Origin of the sequence: Bartonella callosciuri (assembly GCF_014203215.1) — a bacterium.
GTDB classification, from domain to species: Bacteria; Pseudomonadota; Alphaproteobacteria; order Rhizobiales; family Rhizobiaceae; genus Bartonella; species Bartonella callosciuri.
In genome coordinates this window covers 141,202-163,009 of the sequence record NZ_JACHIM010000003.1, presented here as the reverse complement: position 1 = coordinate 163,009, position 21,808 = coordinate 141,202, and the positions used below count along the sequence as shown (strand labels likewise).

The window sequence follows — 21,808 nt, the reverse complement described above, 5'->3', positions numbered from 1 at the left end:
CAAAAAAGAAAGATAAATATGCCTACTCTGGATATTTCACATGTTTGATTATATCAAATAACAATCTTTTTTGTGATACTAACATCTCTTCCACTTATATTCACAAAATCCTGTACTACCGTGCAATACAAATAGCCTAGTTCCTTCTTTCCTATCATAGTCATTTAGCACATTATAAATGTTTTATTTAACCGCGTATCATGATGGTTAAATTTGTGCAAATTACTCCCCATGACTGCACTATAAAGCTTGCGTAACTATATAGATCTCTCGATGCAAAAAACCATAGAGACACTTCTTGATTTTTATGTGCAGATATGATTGTTTCTTCGAAATTAAAGAGGGGAAATAAATGATGATCGCGCGTGTTATAACTGTTGCTTTTCGCGGTCTAGAAGCGGTACCTGTCGACGTACAGGTTATGATCTCCTCCGGTAAAATAGGAATGGCTATTGTGGGATTAGCCGATAAGGCAATCGCAGAAAGCCGTGAACGCGTGCAAGCAGCCCTTCACGCTTGTGGGCTTTCTATGCCTAATAAACGTGTGACTATTAACCTTGCACCAGCTGATTTACCTAAAGAAGGTTCACATTATGATTTGCCAATTGCTGTAGGCTTAATGCTTTCTATGGGAATTCTTCCTCCCGAAGTCGCACAAGATTACATTATTTTAGGCGAATTATCATTGGATGGTTCTATTACAGCTGTCAATGGTGTTTTACCAGCTGCAATGACAGCTTTATCACTCGATAAAGGACTCATTTGTCCTCACTCATGCGGACCTGAAGCAGCATGGGCCAATGCAGAGATGAATATTCTTGCCCCTGAGACTCTTCTCACCATGGTCAATCACTTTAAAGGAATCCAAATTCAAAAACGTCCACAACCGCGCCAATACAATGTCCAGACTGAACTTCCAGATCTTTGCGAAATTAAAGGACAAAAAACCGCTAAACGTGCATTAGAAGTTTGTGCAGCTGGACGGCATAACCTTTTATTTGTAGGTCCTCCTGGTGCAGGAAAATCTATGTTAGCCCAACGACTACCTTCTATTTTACCGCCCCTTGATAGTCGTGAACTTTTAGAGGTTTCTTTGATTGCTTCTCTCACAGGAGCAATAGTTCATAATACCATTTCACTGCACTGTCCCTTTCGTGCTCCGCATCATTCTGCTTCCATGGCAGCAATGATTGGTGGTGGACTTAAAGGACGGCCGGGTGAAGTCTCACTTGCCCATAATGGTATTTTATTTCTTGATGAATTGCCTGAATTTTCTCCACAGGTCCTCGATTCTCTTCGTCAACCTTTAGAAAGTGGAGAATGTGTTATCGCCCGCGCAAACCATCATATCAGCTATCCTGCCCGCATCCAACTTATTGCCGCTATGAACCCTTGTCGATGTGGTATAGCAGGTGAAAAAGACTATGTTTGCGCAAAAGGAATACGCTGTCAAATCGATTATCAGTCTCGTATTTCTGGTCCTCTACTCGACCGAATTGATTTACGAATCGATGTCCCTGCTTTAACAGCTATGGATCTTATGCAACCAGAACAATCAGAAAAAAGCTGCAACGTTGCCAAACGTGTTGAACGATGTCGTGCCATTCAAGCTAAACGTTTTAAAACACTGGGTCTTGACCATATTCGTACCAATGGCGATTGTCCTGCCAAAATCATCGAACAAATTGCCGTTCCTGACAAAAACGCTGCCAAACTCTTACGGGATGTGAGTGAAAAAATGCACCTCTCCGCACGTGCCTATCATCGTATTCTCAAAGTTGCACGCACCATTGCTGATCTTGAGGAATCAGAACTTCTTTCACGTCATCATCTTGCGGAAGCTATTTCCTATCGACTAGGCACTGAAAGATTAACAGCTATTCCCTAAGAAAAGTATTTATCAATAAAAACTAATAGGGAAATAACGCAGATAAAGTTCTGCAAGCTTGCCATCATCTTCCAGAGATTTCAGAGCATAATTGAGGATATCAATTAACTTTTCATTCTTTTTTGCAACAGCAAGCCGCATTCCTTGCCCCAATAATTGTGGCGCCATATACGCCCCTCCAACAAAGCAGCAGCAATCAACAGATTTTGGATCATTGAGCCATAAAGATAAAGCAAATCCATCATCAAAAATAAGATCAATTTTATGCTCATTTAGCGCTTTATAAAGCTCTGCTCTGCTTTTAAAGCCTTGCCATTTAGCTTCAGGAAAATAACTATGAAAGAGCTTTTCATGAACACTATTGAATAATAATCCACTACTTAAATATGTAAGTTTATCGCTTACTTGTTCATCGAAGTTTATAAGTTGAGACGCCATGAATCGAGACGTAACGAACCGAGCTGGAAAACGCAAATAAGACCTTGTAAAAACAAGATTTTGTTGCGTTTTTACTGTTTCTTTTAAACCTGCAATAATAACTTCCGCATTGCCATCTTTAACATGGTCTACCAGCTCTTCCCAAGGAACAACCTCCACCTCACAGACTTTTTCTAAATCTAATTTTGAGCAAATAGCACGCAATAACTCGATATTATAGCCTGCAAGACGTCCTGTTTGGTCAAGAAAGTTAAAAGGAGGAAAATCAAAAGTTGTTACAAAACGCAAACGAATTACATCTGCCGTATCAGGTTGCACCAAATATTCATGAGAACCAAAAAAAGAAGGGAGCTTTCTAACCGTTTCAGCCTCTGAAAAAGAGGAAAACAACAATCTCCATACTACAAATAAAACCCCAATAAGAGCATTGAACCCATTTATAGATTTCCTTATTTTCACAATCTTTTCCCCCATTTTTCAATGCTGAAATGCAATTTCTCTCAGTTATAATATCTAATGCACTTAACTGAAATATCTGCTGCTTTAACAAATGAAATCTCTAAAAATTGTCAAAAAACCGAATAGTTCCTATAGGATTCTGAAAATATACCAAGAATATCAGAATGTTGATGCTCCCTCACACAAACTCTCTAAAAAATCGTTTGTGGGAAAATCGGTTTCTTTAAATATAAATTGTGAATAAAGTTCTCTACTTTCACCAGCTTTATTTTTTCCTCAATATCTTCATTGAATCAAAAATACTTCTTGTGTTTTCCTTTTAAATAAAAACAAAATTCTGATCTTAAGAAAATGCATTATAATTTTTATTCCATGAGTAATAGGTCGTAATACGTTTACAACGCTAGGCAGTTTTTTTACACAAACCACAAATGATGTCATCCGTTTTTAGACATTATGAAGAGTAAATAAAAATAAATAGCATACGTTTTATGAAGTTTCTGATTATGTATTATACAAGGAATGCTCATAAAAAAAGCAACGACAGCTTGCTCTTCGTGTCATTACAAATTTCAAATAACTACACCCCCCTAAAACATTAACCATTAACAACCCGCGGGGCAACTTAAATCAAATCAACTGTTCGTTTTTTCTATATCCAAAATGCAATGCAACAGCACAAGATTGTGCATCTATGTAAAAATCATTCTCTGTAATTGTGTAATACGGGTATCGTTTCCCTATTATTATGTATCGACAGATGTTGAATATAGATCTGATATACAGTAAATGTTTAATGTGGTTATTCCATAAATGATTGACCAAAACGTTAAGTTTCGAAAAGTTGATGAAATATCACAAATTGAAGACAGAAATGGATTAACTTATGAGTGATGAAATAACCTCACCCACACAGAATGATGGCTATGATGCTGCTTCCATCAAAGTCCTCAAAGGCCTTGATGCTGTACGCAAACGTCCTGGCATGTACATCGGCGATACAGATGATGGCTCAGGTTTGCACCATATGGTCTATGAGGTCGTAGACAATGCTATTGACGAAGCTTTAGCCGGTTATGCTACTCTTGTAAACGTCACACTCCATGCTGATGGTTCTTGCTCTGTTCGTGATAATGGACGCGGAATTCCAACAGATATCCATCCGACAGAAGGTGTTTCAGCAGCTGAAGTTATCATGACACAGCTTCATGCAGGTGGAAAATTTGATCAAAACTCTTATAAAGTTTCAGGTGGATTACACGGCGTTGGTGTTTCTGTTGTGAATGCGTTATCAGTTTGGCTCAAATTGCAAATCAAACGCAATGGTAAAGCTCATGAAATGTCATTTACTCACGGGATTGCTGATTCTCCGCTAAAAATTGTTGACGATTGTGATATGGAAAGTGGAACAGAAATCAGATTTTTACCAAGCCCTGAAACCTTTACTATGGTGGAATTTGATTTTGAAACTCTAGAACGTCGTTTGCGGGAACTCGCTTTTTTAAATTCTGGCATACATATTCTTCTTGTTGATGAACGTCATGCTGACATTCAATCCGTTGAATTACATTATGAAGGAGGATTGATTGAATTTGTAAAATATATTGACAAAACGAAAAAAGCACTGCTTGATGCTCCTATTTACATTACCAGCGAAAAGGATGGAATGAGTGTAGATGTTGCTCTGTGGTGGAATGATTCCTATCATGAGAAAGTCTTGTGTTTTACAAATAATATTCCTCAACGTGATGGCGGAACGCACTTGGTAGGCTTCCGAAGTGCTTTAACACGGCAAATTAATGGTTATGCTGAATCTTCCGGTATTGCAAAAAAAGAAAAAGTTAACTTAACTGGTGATGATTGCCGTGAAGGACTCACAGCTATTCTTTCTGTCAAAGTTCCTGACCCCAAATTTTCTTCACAGACAAAAGATAAATTAGTCTCGTCTGAAGTGCGTCCTATTGTTGAAAGTTTGGTAAATGAAGGTCTTTCAGCATGGCTGGAAGAGCATCCTAATGAAGCAAAGCTTCTTATTAGTAAAGTGGTAGAAGCTGCAACTGCGCGTGAAGCCGCGCGCAAAGCACGTGAGCTCACAAGGCGAAAAGGAGCTCTTGATATTACTTCTCTTCCGGGAAAACTTGCCGATTGCCAAGAACGTGATCCAGCAAAATCAGAAATCTTCATCGTCGAGGGAGATTCGGCTGGTGGCTCCGCAAAAAGTGGGCGTTCTCGCCAAAATCAAGCAATTTTGCCCCTACGCGGTAAAATCCTCAATGTTGAACGGGCTCGGTTTGACCGAATGCTCTCATCTGACATGATTGGAACACTTATCACTGCTCTTGGAACCTCTATTGGTAAAGATGAATTTTCACCAGATAAATTGCGTTATCATAAAATCATCATTATGACAGATGCAGATGTTGATGGTGCGCATATTCGCACCCTACTCCTTACATTCTTTTTTAGACAAATGCCTGAATTGATTGAACGTGGACACCTTTATATTGCTCAACCTCCCCTTTATAAAGTATCACGAGGGAAATCTTTCCAATATATGAAAAATGAGGCAGCATTCGAAGAATTTCTCATTGAGAGTGGACTTGAAGAAGCAACATTAGAATTGTCAACAGGTGAAATTCGTTCAGATGCTGATCTACGTCAACTTGCTGAAGATGCACGTATGTTACGCCAACTTTTAAATGGTCTTCATACACGCTATGACCGCACAGTTGTTGAGCAAGCAGCAATTGCCGGTGTTTTTAGTTCTGAAGCTCTTTCAACACCAGAAAAAGCGCAAAAAATAGCGGATAAAGTAGCAAATCGTCTTGATTTAATTGCCGATGATATAGAGCGTGGTTGGAGTGGTCAGTACACATCAGATGGGAGTTTATGTTTTGAACGTATCTTACGCGGAGTTAAAGATGTTATTACCTTAGATGCAGGACTTATTAATTCGGCTGACGCACGCCAAATTGATCGTGTCTCTAAAAGTTTCATAGAAATATATAATCCTTCTCCCCTCCTACACCGCAAGGATAAATCAGAGCGTATTTTTGGACCTATAAGTCTCTTAGAAAATATTTTTGCCAATGGTAAAAAAGGCATTACTCTTCAACGTTATAAAGGTCTTGGGGAAATGAATGCTGAACAACTTTGGGAAACAACTCTTGATCCTGATGCACGCTCTCTTTTACAAGTTAAAATCAATGATGCGACCGATGCAGATTCACTCTTTTCTCGCTTAATGGGTGATGAAGTTGAACCTCGACGAATTTTTATTCAAGACAATGCTTTAAGCGTTGCTAATCTTGATATCTAAAGGTACTCTTTTGTTTCTAGCTGTATAAACGTCGCAGCTTTATAGGTCGTTTTTTCGTATTTGAACATTCCCTCGATACTTCATTTACGATAAAATAAAAATAAGGAAGGTCGTGCACATGACAGCTGAAGCAAAGCGCGTAGGAGCCGAAGGTGGTATGGAGCACTCTTTTGGCTTTACAAAAGTTGATGAAGCGCAAAAACAATCCATGGTTGATGGTGTGTTTCACTCTGTCGCTGAAAACTATGATAAGATGAATGATATTTTATCGTTAGGGCTGCACCGGGTGTGGAAAAATTCTATGGTTGCATGGCTTTCTCCCCCAGCACGTTCCAATTGGAAGGCTCTTGACGTGGCTGGTGGTACCGGTGATATCGCTTTCCGCATTCTTAATGCTTCACGCCAAAAAGCTCATGTTACGGTGCTTGATATTAACGGCTCAATGCTCAGTATCGGTAAAAAGCGTGCACAAAAAAATGATTTTGCTCCGCTGATCGATTTTGTCGAAGCCAATGCAGAATATCTCCCCTTTAAAGATCAAAGCTTTGACGCCTACACTATTGCCTTTGGAATCCGCAATGTGCCTCATATCGACAAAGCTCTGAGAGAAGCTTTTCGTGTTTTAAAACCGGGGGGACGCTTCTTGTGTTTAGAATTTTCAAATGTCGAAATGCCTCTACTTGACAAACTTTATGACCTTTGGTCTTTTCATGTCATCCCTAAACTTGGAAAAATCATCGCAAATGATGGCAATGCTTATCGTTATTTAGTTGAATCTATTCGCAAATTTCCTAAGCAAAATGATTTTGCCCATATGATCAATCTTGCAGGTTTTTCGCGAGTATCCTACCGCAATCTTACGGGCGCTATCGCGGCACTGCATTCAGGTTGGAAAATTTAAAAATGGTGCAGATTTCCACTTACTTTCAATTGATCCGTGCAGGATGGGTTTTAGCACGTGAAGGCGTTTTAAGTGCTCTGCCTAACGATGGTCTTCAAGGGTTTCCGGCAATGTGTCATCGTATTGCAGGTGTACTCGCACGACGTAAAACGAAAAAGACGCGACGATCTGAAAATATTTCTTATGCCATTAATAGGCTCGGCCCTTCTTACATAAAACTTGGTCAATTTCTTGCTACCAGACCCGATATTGTTGGACGTGATATTGCAAAAGATTTGGTACAGCTACAAGATCGTGTCCAAACATTTTCCTGTTCTGCAGCTATTGCACAGATTGAAAATTCGCTTGGTCGATCTATCAATGATTTATTCGTAAACTTTTATCCACCTATTGCTGCCGCTTCTATTGCCCAAGTTCATCCAGCTGAATACGATGATGGAACCGGTCATAAAAAAAAATGTGCTGTTAAAGTCATCCGTCCCAATATCAGAACACGTTTTGCTAAAGATCTTAGAGGTTTTTATCTCGTTGCCCATTTACAAGAACGTTATATACCAGCTTCTCGACGGCTGCGCCCTGTCTGTGTGGTTGACACTTTAGCACAAACCACACGTATTGAAATGGATCTACGACTAGAAGCAGCTGCCATATCAGAAATAGCTGAAAATATTCAAAATGATACAGGCTTTCGGGTTCCCCAAGTTGATTGGGAGCGAACAGGACGCAATGTTTTAACAATGGAATGGATCGATGGTATAAGAATATCCGAAATTTCCGCGCTCAAAGAGGCTGGTTTTGATTTAAAAGCTCTAGCAATCACGCTTATCCAATCTTTTCTTCGTCATACTTTACGGGATGGCTTCTTTCATGCCGATATGCATCCTGGTAATTTATTTGTAGATCAACAAGGATGTATTGTTGCTGTTGATTTAGGAATTACAGGGCGCCTTGGCAAAAAAGAAAAGCATTTCCTTGCTGAAATCCTTTACGGTTTTATTACTCGTGATTACCATCGGGTAGCACGGGCTCATTTCGAAGCTGGATATGTGCCTGCATATCATAATATTGAGAGTTTTGCCCAAGCCAATCGTGCCATTGGTGAACCAATTCACGGACAATCAGCGCAAAACATTTCCATGGCTAAGTTGCTCACCTTGTTGTTTGAAGTCACTGAATTGTTTGACATGCAAACACGACCTGAACTTTTATTGTTACAAAAAACTATGGTCGTTGTTGAAGGTGTAGCCCGCACATTGGACCCTCATTTTAATATGTGGAAAGCTTCTGAACCCGTCGTCAAAGAATGGATTAGCAAAAATTTAGGCCCCGTGGGGATCGCAAAAGACTTTAGTGAAGGAGCGCAAGCACTTCTTTCGCTGGCTCGTAAAACACCACAATTGATACAAAATTTCCAACGTATGGAAGAAGACCTTAACCAAATGAGAGAAACTGGATTTAATCTTTCTCCCGCAACCATTAAAAAACTTGCTGTCGAACAGAGTCGCACCAATCGTTATGGTCGTTATAGTCTGTTTATCATTGCATTTTGTTGTATTTGCCTCACTTTTTATCTTTTTCATCTTTTATAATTTGCTCAATATGTTAAAAAAACATCAATGATGAAATCATTGCAATCATTTCATTTTTTGGATGTATCTTATGGCCAGTCTTACCATTCGCAATCTCTCTCCTGAAATTAAAGAAGCTTTACGCATACGTGCCGCAAAAAATGGCATTTCTATGGAAGAAGAAGCACGCCGTCTTTTAAGCAATCCCAATACTCCCTCTATACCTCCCTCTCAAGCAAGTGCTCTTGAATTGCAATCATTGCAATCAAAATCACTTCTTCTTATTATTGGTGGGAGTATTGCTGCTTATAAAGCGCTTGATCTAATTCGCCGTTTACAAGAACGTGGAGCGCATTTAAATATTATCATGACAAAAGCAGCGCAAAAATTTATTACACCTTTAGCAGCTGAAGCTCTCAGTGGTCATACCGTGTATAGTGATTTATTCTCACGTGAAGAAGAACATGATATCGGACACATTCGATTGGCACAGGGTGCTGACCTCATTATTTTAGCTCCCGCTACAGCCAATCGCATTGCAAAAATAGCCAACGGCATAGGAGATGATCTGGCTGATTGTGTGCTTTTAGCAGCACGCTGCCCACTCTTAATTGCACCAGCCATGAATCCAGCCATGTGGGCACATCCAGCAACTGTTCGCAATGTTGCACAACTGCGCGCAAATGGCGTGCATATAATAGGTCCAGAAGCCGGTAAAATGGCTGAGCGTGATGAGACAGGTTATGGACGCATGAGTGAGCCCTTAACCATTGTGGCGGCAGTAGAAACTCTTTTAGGTGTGCAAGAAAAACCACTTTTTGGACGCCATTTTATTGTTACTTCTGGTCCTACCCATGAACCAATTGATCCTGTGCGTTATCTTGCTAATCGTTCTTCGGGCAAACAAGGTCATGCTATTGCAATAGCTCTCGCCCATTTGGGCGCAAAAGTAACGCTTATTTGTGGCCCGGTTGATCTTGCTGATCCACAGGAAGTGAAAACTATTCATGTTGAAACAGCGTGTCAAATGTTACAAGCCGTTCAAGCCGAATTGCCTGCCGATGGAGCTGTTTTTGTTGCCGCCGTTTGTGATTGGCGCAGCCAAACACAATCTTTACACAAAATCAAAAAAAGCGCTCTTCAAATACCACCTTCTTTGCATATGGTTGAGAACCCTGACATTTTGGCAACAATTGGACATGCTCCAAACCGCCCTCCACTAGTGATTGGCTTCGCTGCTGAAAGCTCTAATCTCATTGAAAATGCACAAAAAAAATGTGTCGAAAAAGGTGCAAACTTCATTCTTGCGAATGACATTTCTCTTCATGGTGATGGGACAAGCGTTATGGGCTCTGATACAAACCAAGTTTGTCTTGTCAGTAAAGAAAATGTTGAACAATGGCCAGCCATGAGCAAACAGCAAGTAGCACAAAAACTAGCAAAGATTATTGTGTCATTTTTCGCGTCTCATCCCCCTGCTCATCAATAAGCGAAAGATGCCTTATTTTGAATGAAGAATAAAAACTTTTTAGACATTAGAATATTCAAAACAATACAAGATAAAAATAAGATTCACCCACAAAATCACGTAAAATTATTTATTACGATGATTTCTTATTGAGAAGATGATCACCTTTGTACAAAAAGCAATCCCCTACTCTTGAAAGAGAGGAAAATTCTTATGTATTTGAGTCTACTTATAAAATAGCTGCCTTAGTGATTTTCCTAGCATCGATGGTTTTTATTGCTACTTCTGCATACTTTCATTTCATGAGCGTTATAGAAAAATCCTATCATGATTTTCTACGATGCTTAACCTCCTCCCCACAGTAAAGGACGAAGATTCTTAACTCCCACCAAGCTTTTATCATATTGATTTTTCTCGAGTAGATTTTACCTGCTGAACACTTATGTGATTCATTTTTAAGCTCTCTGGATAAATCTTGGACTCAATAATTTTGTTCAATTTTATACTTCTACATTTGGTTGATACAAAAAACTGAAATCAGACATAGACAGAATTGTATTTTTCAATATACAGTGCTTTATATAACTGTGCTAAAATAAACTATTTTACGGTATTCCAGGTAAAGAACACCATCTCTTGGCCATCTACCCTTAGTAAACAAAATTATAAGATCTATGAAATAAGTACATACTTAAAGCACTCTTCAATCTCTCTCTTGTTTTCACTGTTTTCTTCTTATTTACTGTTATTATGATTTTTACTGCTGCCTATCAAGCTTTACAACGTCTTATCACTCCGCAATATCGCACTATGATATTGAAAGCATTGGGGATTACTTTTTTTGTGCTCGCCATTATATGGTTATGTGTACGCCAACTTTTTATATCCTATTTTTGGCCTTGGATTGCTCATTTTCTTCCCGGTTTACCGAGTTGGGCAGGATGGTTAGGATTGGGCATGCTTATCATTTTTAATCTTGGTTTAGCTTTGCTGATGGCTTTTTTAATTGCCCCAATCACCGCTATGATTGGTGGTTTTTTCATTGATTCTGCTGCTGAAATTATTGAAAAAGAGGATTATCCAAACGAACCTATTGGGCAGGCTTTATCATTTGGGCGCTCTCTTATTCTTTCCTTAAAGTTTGTTGTTTTAAGCCTTTTGGGTAATGGAATCGCCTTTATTTTGTTTTTCGTGCCAGGCATTAATTTGATCGCCTTTTATATTGTTAATGGTTACTTGCTTGGTCGTGAATATTTTGTCTTTGCCGCCTATCGTTTTCGATCTGAAAAAGAAGCGCATGATTTTTTACGCGTTCATTACGCAACAGTTTTCGGCGCTGGATTGTTGATAGCATTTTTTGTTTCAATTCCCCTTCTTAATTTAGCAACACCGCTTTTTGCAGCTGCCTTTATGACTTACTTACATAAGATGCTTTCCCAAAAAACCACCGCACGTATTACCCAAAAATAATGATACTCATTCATTCAAAATTTATAAAGTGTATAAATAAAAGAGAACTGAAAACAAATTCGCTCCTTTAAAGGTCCGCTCTTCTTCCTTTCATCAGCCAGTCTCCTTGAAAAAAATCTTGCTCTAGTGCTAGCGTCTCGTTAACATAACATTACTGTATTCATTGTTTTTATGGATTATTACAGCCTTATTGATGTTTACACTTAGGAAATTTTTGTGCTTAACACTTACATCGTTGTCGTTATAAATCACTGAATTTTGCATCAACAGCAAATGAGGAGTTTGCCAATCAGCACAGAGAACAGATTTTTATGTCAAAGCAAAAAAACAAATAACGTAATTTATTAAAGATACTAAGAAATTTGTTGTCAGGAATACTCTTAAGGGAGATGACTGTTGTAACATTGGAAAGATAAGAATAAAGGACAATGGAATTAGAGCTATACGTATACTGTTGAAAGTATTAAAATGGTTTAGTCATTCAACCGATAAAACGAATCTAACCACTTAAGCTCTATATTCTTCAAAATCGTGCAAAAAGTGTATAATATTTCAAAGAGAGGCTATAAAGATGAACTGGATTACAAGTTATGTTCGGCCTAAAATTAACTCTATATTAGGACGCCGCAAAATTCCAGATAATCTATGGGTAAAAGATCCCACCAGCGGTGAAATGGTTTTCCATAAAGATCTGGAGATGAATCAATATGTAATCCCTAATTCTGGTTATCACATGCGTATCAGCGCCAAAAATCGTCTCATGTATTTTTTTGATGATGGTGTTTATACGCCTCTTGAAAATCCAAAAGTCGTAACAGATCCTTTAAAGTTTCGCGATGAAAAACGCTATATTGACCGGTTAAAAGACTATCGTTCTAAACTTGGAGTTGATGACAATATTTTAAGTGCACGCGGTACTATTGAGGGTTTACCTATCATAGCCACTGTTCAAGATTTTGCCTTTATGGGTGGATCGCTTGGTATGGCTTCAGGAGAAGCTATCATCAAAGCTTTTGACACTGCCATTGCGGAAAAATGCCCTTTGGTTCTTTTTTCCGCTTCTGGTGGTGCACGCATGCAAGAGGGAACACTCTCATTAATGCAAATGCCCCGTACAACGGTCGCTATTGAAATGCTGAAAGAAGCAAAACTCCCTTATATTGTTGTTCTTACCAATCCAACCACCGGGGGGGTTACTGCTTCTTATGCCATGCTCGGTGATATTCACATTGCCGAACCCGGCGCTATGATTGGTTTTGCTGGACCACGTGTGATTCAACAAACTATACGTGAAACTTTGCCAGAAGGTTTTCAAAGTAGTGAATATCTGCTTGAACATGGCATGATTGATATGGTTGTATCGCGTTTAGAAATGAAAACAACCATTGCACGACTTCTTCGCTTGATGATGAAATATCCTGCAGCTGTTAATCCTTCCAATCCATCGCCAACCGATTCTCCAGCATCGCTTTCTACAACAAAAGCAGCTTAACTTCATGAAAAAAAACCAAGTACAAAGGATGGTAGATGATTTACTGAAGAGTTATCCGAAAAAATTTGATCTCTCTTTAGAGCGTATTCTTCGACTTCTAGAGCATCTTGGTAATCCACACTTAAAGCTCGCACCCGTTATTCACATTGCTGGAACAAATGGTAAAGGATCTGCTTGTGCGATTTGTCGTGCTCTTTTGGAAAGTGCAGGCTACCGCGTGCATGTTTACAGCTCACCTCATCTCGTCAACTGGAATGAACGTTGTCGTCTAGGTCAAAAGGGAAGTGGCAAATTTGTCACAGAAAGCCAATTGACTGAAGTAATTCATGAAATCATAAGAGTAAATCGTCAAGAACCGATTACGGTTTTTGAAATTTTCACAGCTGCTGCCTTTATGTTGTTTAGTACTCATCCAGCCGATGTCGTGATTTTAGAAGTTGGGTTAGGAGGACGTTTTGATGCTACTAATGTGATTAAAAAACCAGCTGTATCTCTTATTATGCCTATTGACCATGATCATGAGACCTTTCTTGGAAACACAATTGCACAAATTGCTTTTGAAAAAGGGGGAATTATCAAACCAACAGTTCCAGTGGTGATTGGTAAGCAAGATCATGATGAAGCTCTTTCACTTTTAACAACCCTTGCAGATAAAAATAAAACATCTTATTCCTTGTTTGATCAGGATTATCAAAGCTATACAGAACATGGACGTATGGTGTTTCAAAACAGTCAAGGTCTCATGGATCTTCCACTCCCTAACCTGATTGGAGCGCATCAAATTGCTAATGCTGGAGCTGCTCTTGAAGCAGTTTATCAAGCAGGTTTTCAACTTTCAGAACAAGCAATAAGTCACGCTTTGCAAAATATTTACTGGCCGGCACGGATGCAACATTTAACCCATGGATATTTGATCGATCAACTATCTCCCGGTATTGATTTATGGTTAGATGGTGGTCATAATCCTGCTGCTGGAAAAGTTGTTGCGGCAGAACTTACTAGGTGGAAGAAAAAATCAAACCGTCCTCTTATTATGATCGCTGGTATGCTAAATACCAAAGATGCTGTTGGTTATTTTCGTCCTCTAGCAAACCTCGTAGACAAAGTCTACACCATCCCATTAACCGATCACACTGCTGGTATTTGCCCAATGATTTTAGCTGAATCTGCTCGAAAAGCAGGGCTTTTTGCCATCCCGCAAGCGCATCTACAAGATACTTTACATAGAATCAATGCAGAGCATAAAGATGCTATTGTCCTTATTGGTGGTTCCCTTTACCTTGCTGGTGATATTTTACGTGACAATAAAACGCTACCATGTTAGAAATCCGTTATTCATAGAGCTTTGAAAGATAGATCTTTTAATCATGAAACTGGATTATGCCCTTTATCAACATCCTAAACTTATTTCTGTTTTTGGTGGCTCTGGTTTTGTGGGTCGCCATGTTGTTGAAGCTTTAACCAAACGAGGTTATCGCGTTCGTATTGCTGTTCGTTGTCCACAAAAAGCTTATTACATGCTCCAAATAGGAGAAGTAGGGCAAACCCAAATGGTTAAAACCAATGTCAAGCATCGTGCCTCTGTTGCACGTGCATTGCTTGGAGCAGATGGTGCAGTCTTTCTTCCTGGTAGCCTAGCACAGGCGAATCAATCAAACTTTAAAAAGTCACAAATTGATGGTGTAAAAAATGTCTCTGAATTAACAGCTGAAGCTGGTATTCCTCTTATCTATATGTCAGCGCTTGTAGCCAATCAAAATGCTTCATTTCTTTATGCACGTGTTAAATATATGAGTGAGCAAATTGTTCAGAACAAGCATCCTCAAGCAATTATTATGCGTCCATCCGTTATCTTTGGACCAGAAGATTGTTTCTTTAATACATTAGCAAACTTGTCGTGTCTTTTACCGATCATGCCTCTTTTTGGCGGTGGACAAAGCAAATTGCAGCCCGTCTATGTTGGTGACATCGCTGAATTTATTCTGCGTGCTTTAGAAGGACAAGTTATCCCTGGAAAAAGTTATGATCTTGGTGGACCCCAGATTATTACATTCCAAAATACCCTTGAAAAAGTCTTAAAAATCATTCAACGCAAAAAAACAATTCTCTCTATGCCTCTTTCTATTGGACTCTTGAGTGGAAGTTTTTTCGGAACTCTTGGTAAGTTGCCTTTCGTGCCAACACTGGTAACAACTAATCAGATACGCTTTCTGCAAGTGGATAATATTGTTTCTCAAGAAGCTATAAAAAATGAATATACTTTTGAGGGTGTAGGCATTACCCCCAGAGCAATGGCTGCTTTCTTGCCAAGTTATCTCTGGCGGTTTCGTCCACAAGGCCAATTTTCTAAAAATTTATCAGCCTAGTGCCTATTCTATAAAGTCTTAGACAGATATTGATTTATAATAATTTGTTTCTTTATCCATATTTGCATATTGGAATGAGAGTACCGAATAGAGTATATCTTCTCATTTCAAACCTCCGCATTCAGGATCAAAGAACCATTTACTCACACATCATAGGACAGGGACGGATTGGCATATGGAGAAAAATCGTTTAAAAATGAACCCAATGTACCTCTTCTGAACCATCTTCATGCAGGAGAAAGAGAGCAATATCGCAAACTGGAAATATTATAACGCCACTGCCTGTTGTTTAATAAGCGTAAAGGTATAGTGTGCCACGTTGATCTTGCGTTATATTCTTCAAAAGCAGTACCAAAGATAGAATTAGGAAAAATGTTTCTTTAAAGCAACTTTACAGATGCGTAGCACAGTCGCGTATTGTTTTTCGGGAACACATATTACTTGAGGATCAAATTCATTTCTACTCTCTAAAAGGAAAAGTAAATATTTTAATGAAACTATGTCTTACTCTTTTTTCAAAACAGAGAACTCATACAGTCTCTTTGTTATTTTGCCTTCCTCACAGTTTTAAAATCAGCAAATATAGGTAAGCTTTGTTAACATAATAGAACTCATCATAAGACTCTTTACCTTATCAGTCATATTACCACCCAATATATAAATGCATATTTGTTGTAAATATTTATAGAGACTTGAAAAGAATTTTCATACAAAGAAGTTTTTCTATTCTCTTGCATTTTTTTTTAATTTCTCCTACCGTCCAGGAAAAATGCATTTAAAGGAATAAAGAATGGCAACTCTAGATTATGTTGTCAAAGATATCACTCTTGCTGCTTACGGGCGTAAGGAACTTGATATCGCCGAAACAGAAATGCCTGGATTAATGGCTTGCCGTAAAGAGTTTTCCTCCAGCCAACCTTTGCGCGGAGCACGTATTTCTGGCTCATTGCACATGACGATTCAAACAGCTGTTTTGATTGAAACATTGAAAGTGATCGGTGCTGATGTACGGTGGAGCTCTAGCAATATTTTTTCTACACAAGACCACGCAGCAGCAGCTATTGCAGCCACTGGTACCCCTGTCTTCGCGGTCAAAGGTGAAACACTTGAAGAATATTGGGCTTATATAGATGCCATTTTCCAATGGCCTGATGGCAATCCTTCAAATCTTATCTTAGATGATGGTGCCGATGCTACAAACTATATTTTGATGGGATGCCGTGCGGAAGCAAATAAAGATATACTGTCTTATCCCAAAACAGACGAAGAAGAATTCTTTTTCAAACAAATCCAAAAGCGTATGTATGCTACACCAGGTTTTTTCACACGCCAACGTGCCGCAATCAAAGGTGTGAGCGAAGAAACTACAACAGGCGTACACCGCCTTTATCAATTACAAAAAGAGGGGCTTTTGCCTTTTCCTGCCATTAATGTCAACGATAGTGTCACAAAATCAAAATTTGATAATAAATATGGATGTAGAGAATCATTAGTAGATGGTATCCGACGCGCAACAGATGTTATGATAGCTGGTAAAACAGCCATTGTCTGTGGTTATGGGAATGTGGGTAAAGGTTCAGCAGCCTCTCTTTCAGGTGCTGGAGCTCGCGTTAAAGTGACAGAAATTGATCCAATTTGTGCCCTTCAAGCCGCTATGGACGGCTATGAAGTCGTTACTTTAGATGATGCAGCTTCCTGTGCTGACATTATTATAACAACAACCGGTAACAAAGATATTGTTTGCTTAGACCATATGCGCCAAGTTAAAGATATGTGTATTCTTGGAAATATTGGCCACTTTGATAATGAAATCCAAGTATCAGCTCTTAGAAATCTGCCATGGACGAATATTAAACCACAAGTCGATATGATTACCTTTCCCAACGGAAAACGCATAATTTTGCTCTCTGAGGGGCGTTTACTTAACCTTGGTAACGCTAAGGGTCACCCATCTTTTGTTATGTCAGCCTCATTTACCAATCAAGTGTTGGCGCAAATTGAACTTTTCACCCGTGCAGAACACTACAAAAATGAAGTAGCTGTTTTGCCTAAACAACTTGATGAAAAAGTCGCGCGCCTTCACCTTGATCGGTTAGGAATAAAATTAAGTATTTTATCAGAAGAACAAGCTGCCTATATTGGCGTTACACCACAAGGACCTTATAAACCAAATCATTATCGTTATTAAAACGTTTCCCTGGGTTAAAAGAAAAAAGGAAAAGACGCTGTGTCCAGCTTTGGTGACTATGCCCCCAAAGAAAAAGCTCAAAAAATGCCCCGAATCTGTACGCATATTTTCTGCCTTCTTTTCTTTTTTTTTCCGACATGCGTTGTTGCTCAGTCGTTGGAAACGCATCTACCATTTATCTTCACTTTACCAGATGGTCCATGGCTCCTTTTAGCACTCTGTGGAGGAATTTCTTGCGCCTCACTCCTCACCTGTATGGTAGTTATTATGCGTGCGAAAAAAGCTTCGTGGAAACTTCTGCGAACAGTAACAATTCAAGCAGATTTTTCTGAAAAAATTAAATATTATGAATGGCTTCTGGAAGAAACAGGACAATTTCTTCTTATTTGGGAAAATCCAACGAACTCACCCCGTGTGGTTGGTAATATTCCAGCTTTACAAAAAACAGGAATGAAGCAGCAAGATTTTCAGCATTTTGAGCTTTGGCTTGAAAAAAGTTCTCTGCGGGAACTTGACTACGCATTAACGCAATTGCGTTATAAATCTCACCCTTTTGAACTTTCCATCACCACAACAAGCAATATACTGTTACAAGTTACAGGAGTCATTGCCGGAACAGTAGCCATTGCCCGCTTTCAAGACACCTCGACACAGCAGAGTGAAAACGCGCGTTTACAGAAAGATCTTGCCCGAATCCTCACCGAACTAAGAATGCAGCGAAATCTTCTAAACCGTATTCAAGAACCTGTATGGATACGAGATTGTGAAGGAAACATTTGTTTTGTTAATCGCGCCTTTAGAGAAATGACAAATTTTCGAGAAGGAAGCAATGAAGTAGATGACCTTTTCAATGAAACAACCCAATGCAAAACAGATGGAACAGAAACGGTTTTTCAAGAGCATGTTCACACAGTCATTGATGGAGAACGGTACCATTTCCATCTCACACGAATTACAACAGAAGAAGGAATGGCAGCTTTTGCCCGTGATGACAGCGCATATGAAAATCTTGCCAATGAACTAAAACGCGTTCTTCAAAGCCATTGTGAAATACTTGACCAAATCTCAACAGCTGTAGCCGTTTTTGATACCAACCAAAAATTGAAATTCTGCAACCACGCTTTTAAAGTTTTATGGCCATTGGAGAGTTCTTTTTTAGAAAGTGAACCAAGCCATACATTGCTGCTTGAACGTTTACGTGAAAAAGCACTTATTGCTGAACACCCTGATTGGCGGACATGGAAAGAAGAACTTTTTAAAGCCTATCGACAAACGGAATCAAATCAACAAATTTGGAATCTTCCAGATGGGCGCACAGTACGTGTTATCTCCAGCCCTCATCCACAAGGAGGTGTCACTTGGCTTTATGAAAATCTTACAGAAAAAATTGATCTTGAGCGACGCTATAATACACTTATTAAAATACAAGGCGAAACCCTTGATAAACTTTCAGAAGGTGTAGTGGTTTTTGGCACTGATGGGCGTCTTCGTTTATCCAATCCAGCCTTATCGAAGTTATGGTCTCTTCCCTCTAATTTATTGGTAGAAGGTACACATATTACACAATTACAAAGCCATTGTTCAACCTTAACCTTAAGCCAAGAATGGGATCAATTTACTAAATTTATTACAGGTTTTGCTGAAAAACGTGACACATATTCAGGTCGTATGGATCTTAAAAATGGAATGATTATTGACTATACATTGGTCCCGCTTCCCAATGGGCAAACGATGCTTACTTTCGTTAATGTTACGGATACAGTCCATGTTGCCCGTGCTCTTCAAGAAAAAAATGAAGCCTTAGAAAGTGCTGATCGTTTGCGTAATGAATTTGTCCAACATGTTTCCTATGAATTGCGTACACCTCTCACCAATATTATTGGATTTTCTGATATTTTACGTGATCAAATTTTTGGCTCTATCAATGAACGCCAAAAAGAATATCTTGGACACATTCATTCAGAATCAGGCACTCTCTTAAATATTGTTAATGATATTCTTGACCTTGCAACCCTTGATGCCGGCATCATGGAGCTGGACATACAACCAGTTAATATTGCCGATGCTATGGTGCAGGCAGTAGCACGCGTGGAAGAGCGTCTTAACGGACGTTATATTACACTTTTACAGCAAATTTCTCCTTCTTTGAACTTTATTTCTGCTGATGCAACACGTTTGCATCAAATCTTTGTTAATGTTCTCAGTAATGCCATTAATTTCGCAACAGAAGCAAGCACGATTGAATTTTGTGCAGACGAACAAGATGATAACATTGTTTTCAGTGTTCACAATGAAGGCTCTGATATTCCAGAAGATATTCTTGATCGCATTTTCAAACGTTTTTCTTCCCAGTCACATCATGGCGGACGTGCTGGAGCAGGTCTCGGTCTGTCTCTTGTTAAAAGCTTTGTTGAGCTCCATGGTGGACATGTTGAAATTCTTACCGGCGCTGGACAAGGAACAACGGTTAAATGTTTTTTCCCGATCCCCAAAGGAGATAAAGTTCTTTAATCTTGTCCTTTCTTATTACAAAATTTTTTCATCCATTTCGTGGAACTGTTAATGAATTTTAGTTTTTTTCTCGAAAACGAAGAAGCAACCAAGCTTTTTGCACAAGATTTAGCCCTTGCTTTAAAGCCAGGCGATCTTGTGACACTGCAAGGTGATCTTGGAGCAGGAAAATCAACCATCGCACGTACAATCATCCATACCCTTGCCAACGACAGTACTCTGGATGTTCCAAGTCCTACTTTCACTATTGCTCAAAGCTATCAACTTCCACAATTGGAAATTATTCATGCTGATTTTTATCGCCTTTCTATGGCAGAAGAAATCGAGGAATTAGGACTTCATGAAGCACGCGAGAACAGTATTTTACTCATTGAATGGCCAGAAAAAAGTGCTGATCTTTTAGGACCGATTACCTTTGGACTCACTTTACAATATGAGGAACGTGGACGTCATGTGACTCTTACATCATCACAACACTCTATTGAGCGCCTACAGCGATCTTTTGCAATTCGCACATTTTTAAAAAACCATGGACGCGGTCACGTTTATCGTTATCTTTTGGCTGGTGATGCCTCTACACGCACCTATGAACTTCTAGATGATGGACAGCATCAAGAAGTTCTCATGAATGCACCAACTATGCAAATAGCACAAAACACAAATCCCTCCTACATAACAATGGCACATCTTGCAAAAGATATCCACCAATTTATAGGAATTAACCAGATCATTTTAGATAATGGATTTTCTGCTCCCTATATTTTTGTCGCAGATTTTGAAAAAGGTCTTTTGATTTTAGAAGATTTCGGGCGTGAAGGACTTTTAGATCAGAATGGCAATCCTCTAGAAGAGCGTTATATCGTCTGTAGCGAGTTGTTGGCTGCTTTTCACCAAAAGTCGTGGCCATCCGAAAAACAATTTGCAACGTTCTTGCTTCAAATTCCCTCCTATGATTGTCAAGCACTACAATCAGAACTTGCCTTATTGCTCGATTGGTACTTGCCTTTCCAAACACAAAAAACCTTAAATCAAGAACAACGTGAAGCCTTTTTTACGTGTTGGCAGCCTTATCTTGATGCCCTCACCCAAGGAGAAAATACCTTTGTTATGCGTGATTATCATTCACCTAATATTCTTTGGCGCGCGCATAAAGAAGGAACGGCTCGCATTGGTCTGATTGATTTTCAAGATGGTTTAAAAGGTCCAATAGCCTATGACCTTGTCTCTTTAGCACAAGATGCACGCGTATTTATTCCACCAACACTTGAAGAGAAAATTCTTGATGCTTATTGCACTGCACGTCATAAAGCGCCACGATCTTTTGATGAAAATGAATTACGAAAGCTTTACGCATTTGCGGGTGCTCAACGGATTTCAAAAATTCTGGGAATTTTTGTACGCCTCCATCAACGTGATGGAAGATCATTTTATCTTAAATATCTCCCCCATTTACAAGACTATCTTGCCCGTAATCTCTCACACCCAACGCTTGCGCCTTTACAAAGTTTTTATCGAGAAATGGGTCTTCTTAAAAAAGCAGGATAGATATTTTCACTGTGAAATTCTGTAAAAGACCCTCCACACCAAAGCAATCTATTTCTGAAGAATATGAAATAAGTACATACCACTTTTATTTTCTTTTCCCAAATCTTTGATGAGAATTAACGAATATTATTTATAAAACTGGCTACTTAAATGTCGCAATATCATGGATTGATTTCTTTTGAAAACAATGTATTA

Annotated in this window: 13 protein-coding genes; 12 read left to right on the top strand and 1 reads right to left on the bottom strand. The window is 39.0% G+C overall.

All coding sequences use genetic code 11. From position 1 onward, the window contains the following. Positions 1–355 precede the first annotated feature (355 nt). The gene (locus tag HNQ69_RS04140) at positions 356–1,888 is read left to right on the top strand and encodes a YifB family Mg chelatase-like AAA ATPase (RefSeq protein WP_183228908.1); all 1,533 of its coding nucleotides are present in this window, start codon (positions 356–358) and stop codon (positions 1,886–1,888) included. A 12-nt stretch (positions 1,889–1,900) separates the two neighbouring features. Here HNQ69_RS04140 and HNQ69_RS04135 read toward each other — a convergent pair whose 3' ends face one another. After that, a complete protein-coding gene (locus HNQ69_RS04135; protein WP_183228816.1) occupies positions 1,901–2,785 on the bottom strand; it encodes a transporter substrate-binding domain-containing protein in 885 nt (294 codons plus the stop codon). An 886-nt stretch (positions 2,786–3,671) separates the two neighbouring features. On the opposite strand from HNQ69_RS04135, the gene gyrB reads away from it, so the two are divergent. From gyrB to tsaE, 11 genes are all read left to right on the top strand, one after another. Then, a complete protein-coding gene (gene gyrB, locus HNQ69_RS04130; RefSeq protein WP_183228815.1) occupies positions 3,672–6,104 on the top strand; it encodes a DNA topoisomerase (ATP-hydrolyzing) subunit B in 2,433 nt (810 codons plus the stop codon). A 118-nt stretch (positions 6,105–6,222) separates the two neighbouring features. Next, positions 6,223–7,005, top strand: coding sequence for a bifunctional demethylmenaquinone methyltransferase/2-methoxy-6-polyprenyl-1,4-benzoquinol methylase UbiE (gene ubiE / locus HNQ69_RS04125; protein WP_183228814.1), 783 nt, complete (start codon positions 6,223–6,225; stop codon positions 7,003–7,005). 2 nt (positions 7,006–7,007) lie between these two features. Continuing rightward, positions 7,008–8,594, top strand: a complete 1,587-nt coding sequence (ubiB, locus tag HNQ69_RS04120; RefSeq protein ID WP_183228813.1) for a 2-polyprenylphenol 6-hydroxylase — start codon at positions 7,008–7,010, stop codon at positions 8,592–8,594. A 70-nt stretch (positions 8,595–8,664) separates the two neighbouring features. After that, a complete protein-coding gene (gene coaBC / locus HNQ69_RS04115; RefSeq protein ID WP_183228812.1) occupies positions 8,665–10,062 on the top strand; it encodes a bifunctional phosphopantothenoylcysteine decarboxylase/phosphopantothenate--cysteine ligase CoaBC in 1,398 nt (465 codons plus the stop codon). A gap of 729 nt (positions 10,063–10,791) precedes the next feature. Then, on the top strand, positions 10,792–11,511 hold the full coding sequence (locus HNQ69_RS04110; protein WP_183228811.1) for a sulfate transporter family protein: 720 nt from the start codon (positions 10,792–10,794) through the stop codon (positions 11,509–11,511). A 571-nt stretch (positions 11,512–12,082) separates the two neighbouring features. Next, positions 12,083–13,003 carry an acetyl-CoA carboxylase, carboxyltransferase subunit beta gene (accD, locus tag HNQ69_RS04105; RefSeq protein ID WP_183228810.1) on the top strand — a complete coding sequence of 307 codons (921 nt, stop codon included), beginning with the start codon at positions 12,083–12,085 and terminating at the stop codon, positions 13,001–13,003. A gap of 4 nt (positions 13,004–13,007) precedes the next feature. Beyond that, positions 13,008–14,327 carry a bifunctional folylpolyglutamate synthase/dihydrofolate synthase gene (locus tag HNQ69_RS04100; RefSeq protein WP_183228809.1) on the top strand — a complete coding sequence of 440 codons (1,320 nt, stop codon included), beginning with the start codon at positions 13,008–13,010 and terminating at the stop codon, positions 14,325–14,327. A 43-nt stretch (positions 14,328–14,370) separates the two neighbouring features. Then, the gene (locus tag HNQ69_RS04095; RefSeq protein ID WP_183228808.1) at positions 14,371–15,369 is read left to right on the top strand and encodes a complex I NDUFA9 subunit family protein; all 999 of its coding nucleotides are present in this window, start codon (positions 14,371–14,373) and stop codon (positions 15,367–15,369) included. A gap of 790 nt (positions 15,370–16,159) precedes the next feature. After that, a complete protein-coding gene (ahcY, locus tag HNQ69_RS04090) occupies positions 16,160–17,557 on the top strand; it encodes an adenosylhomocysteinase (RefSeq protein WP_183228807.1) in 1,398 nt (465 codons plus the stop codon). Positions 17,558–17,596: 39 nt separating this feature from the next. Continuing rightward, entirely contained in the window at positions 17,597–20,068 is a 2,472-nt protein-coding gene (locus HNQ69_RS04085) for an ATP-binding protein (RefSeq protein ID WP_183228806.1), read from the top strand. Positions 20,069–20,119: 51 nt separating this feature from the next. Then, on the top strand, positions 20,120–21,613 hold the full coding sequence (gene tsaE / locus HNQ69_RS04080) for a tRNA (adenosine(37)-N6)-threonylcarbamoyltransferase complex ATPase subunit type 1 TsaE (protein WP_183228805.1): 1,494 nt from the start codon (positions 20,120–20,122) through the stop codon (positions 21,611–21,613). Positions 21,614–21,808: the final 195 nt, after the last annotated feature.

What these genes read in the sequence shown, in the direction of transcription:
- HNQ69_RS04110 (WP_183228811.1), top strand. Translation starts at nt 10,792, where the DNA reads ATGATTTTTACTGCTGCCTATCAAGCTTTACAACGTCTTATCACTCCG.
- ubiB (WP_183228813.1), top strand. Translation starts at nt 7,008, where the DNA reads ATGGTGCAGATTTCCACTTACTTTCAATTGATCCGTGCAGGATGGGTT.
- HNQ69_RS04095 (WP_183228808.1), top strand. Translation starts at nt 14,371, where the DNA reads ATGAAACTGGATTATGCCCTTTATCAACATCCTAAACTTATTTCTGTT.
- ubiE (WP_183228814.1), top strand. Translation starts at nt 6,223, where the DNA reads ATGACAGCTGAAGCAAAGCGCGTAGGAGCCGAAGGTGGTATGGAGCAC.
- HNQ69_RS04140 (WP_183228908.1), top strand. Translation starts at nt 356, where the DNA reads ATGATCGCGCGTGTTATAACTGTTGCTTTTCGCGGTCTAGAAGCGGTA.
- accD (WP_183228810.1), top strand. Translation starts at nt 12,083, where the DNA reads ATGAACTGGATTACAAGTTATGTTCGGCCTAAAATTAACTCTATATTA.
- tsaE (WP_183228805.1), top strand. Translation starts at nt 20,120, where the DNA reads ATGAATTTTAGTTTTTTTCTCGAAAACGAAGAAGCAACCAAGCTTTTT.
- ahcY (WP_183228807.1), top strand. Translation starts at nt 16,160, where the DNA reads ATGGCAACTCTAGATTATGTTGTCAAAGATATCACTCTTGCTGCTTAC.
- coaBC (WP_183228812.1), top strand. Translation starts at nt 8,665, where the DNA reads ATGGCCAGTCTTACCATTCGCAATCTCTCTCCTGAAATTAAAGAAGCT.
- HNQ69_RS04100 (WP_183228809.1), top strand. Translation starts at nt 13,008, where the DNA reads ATGAAAAAAAACCAAGTACAAAGGATGGTAGATGATTTACTGAAGAGT.
- gyrB (WP_183228815.1), top strand. Translation starts at nt 3,672, where the DNA reads ATGAGTGATGAAATAACCTCACCCACACAGAATGATGGCTATGATGCT.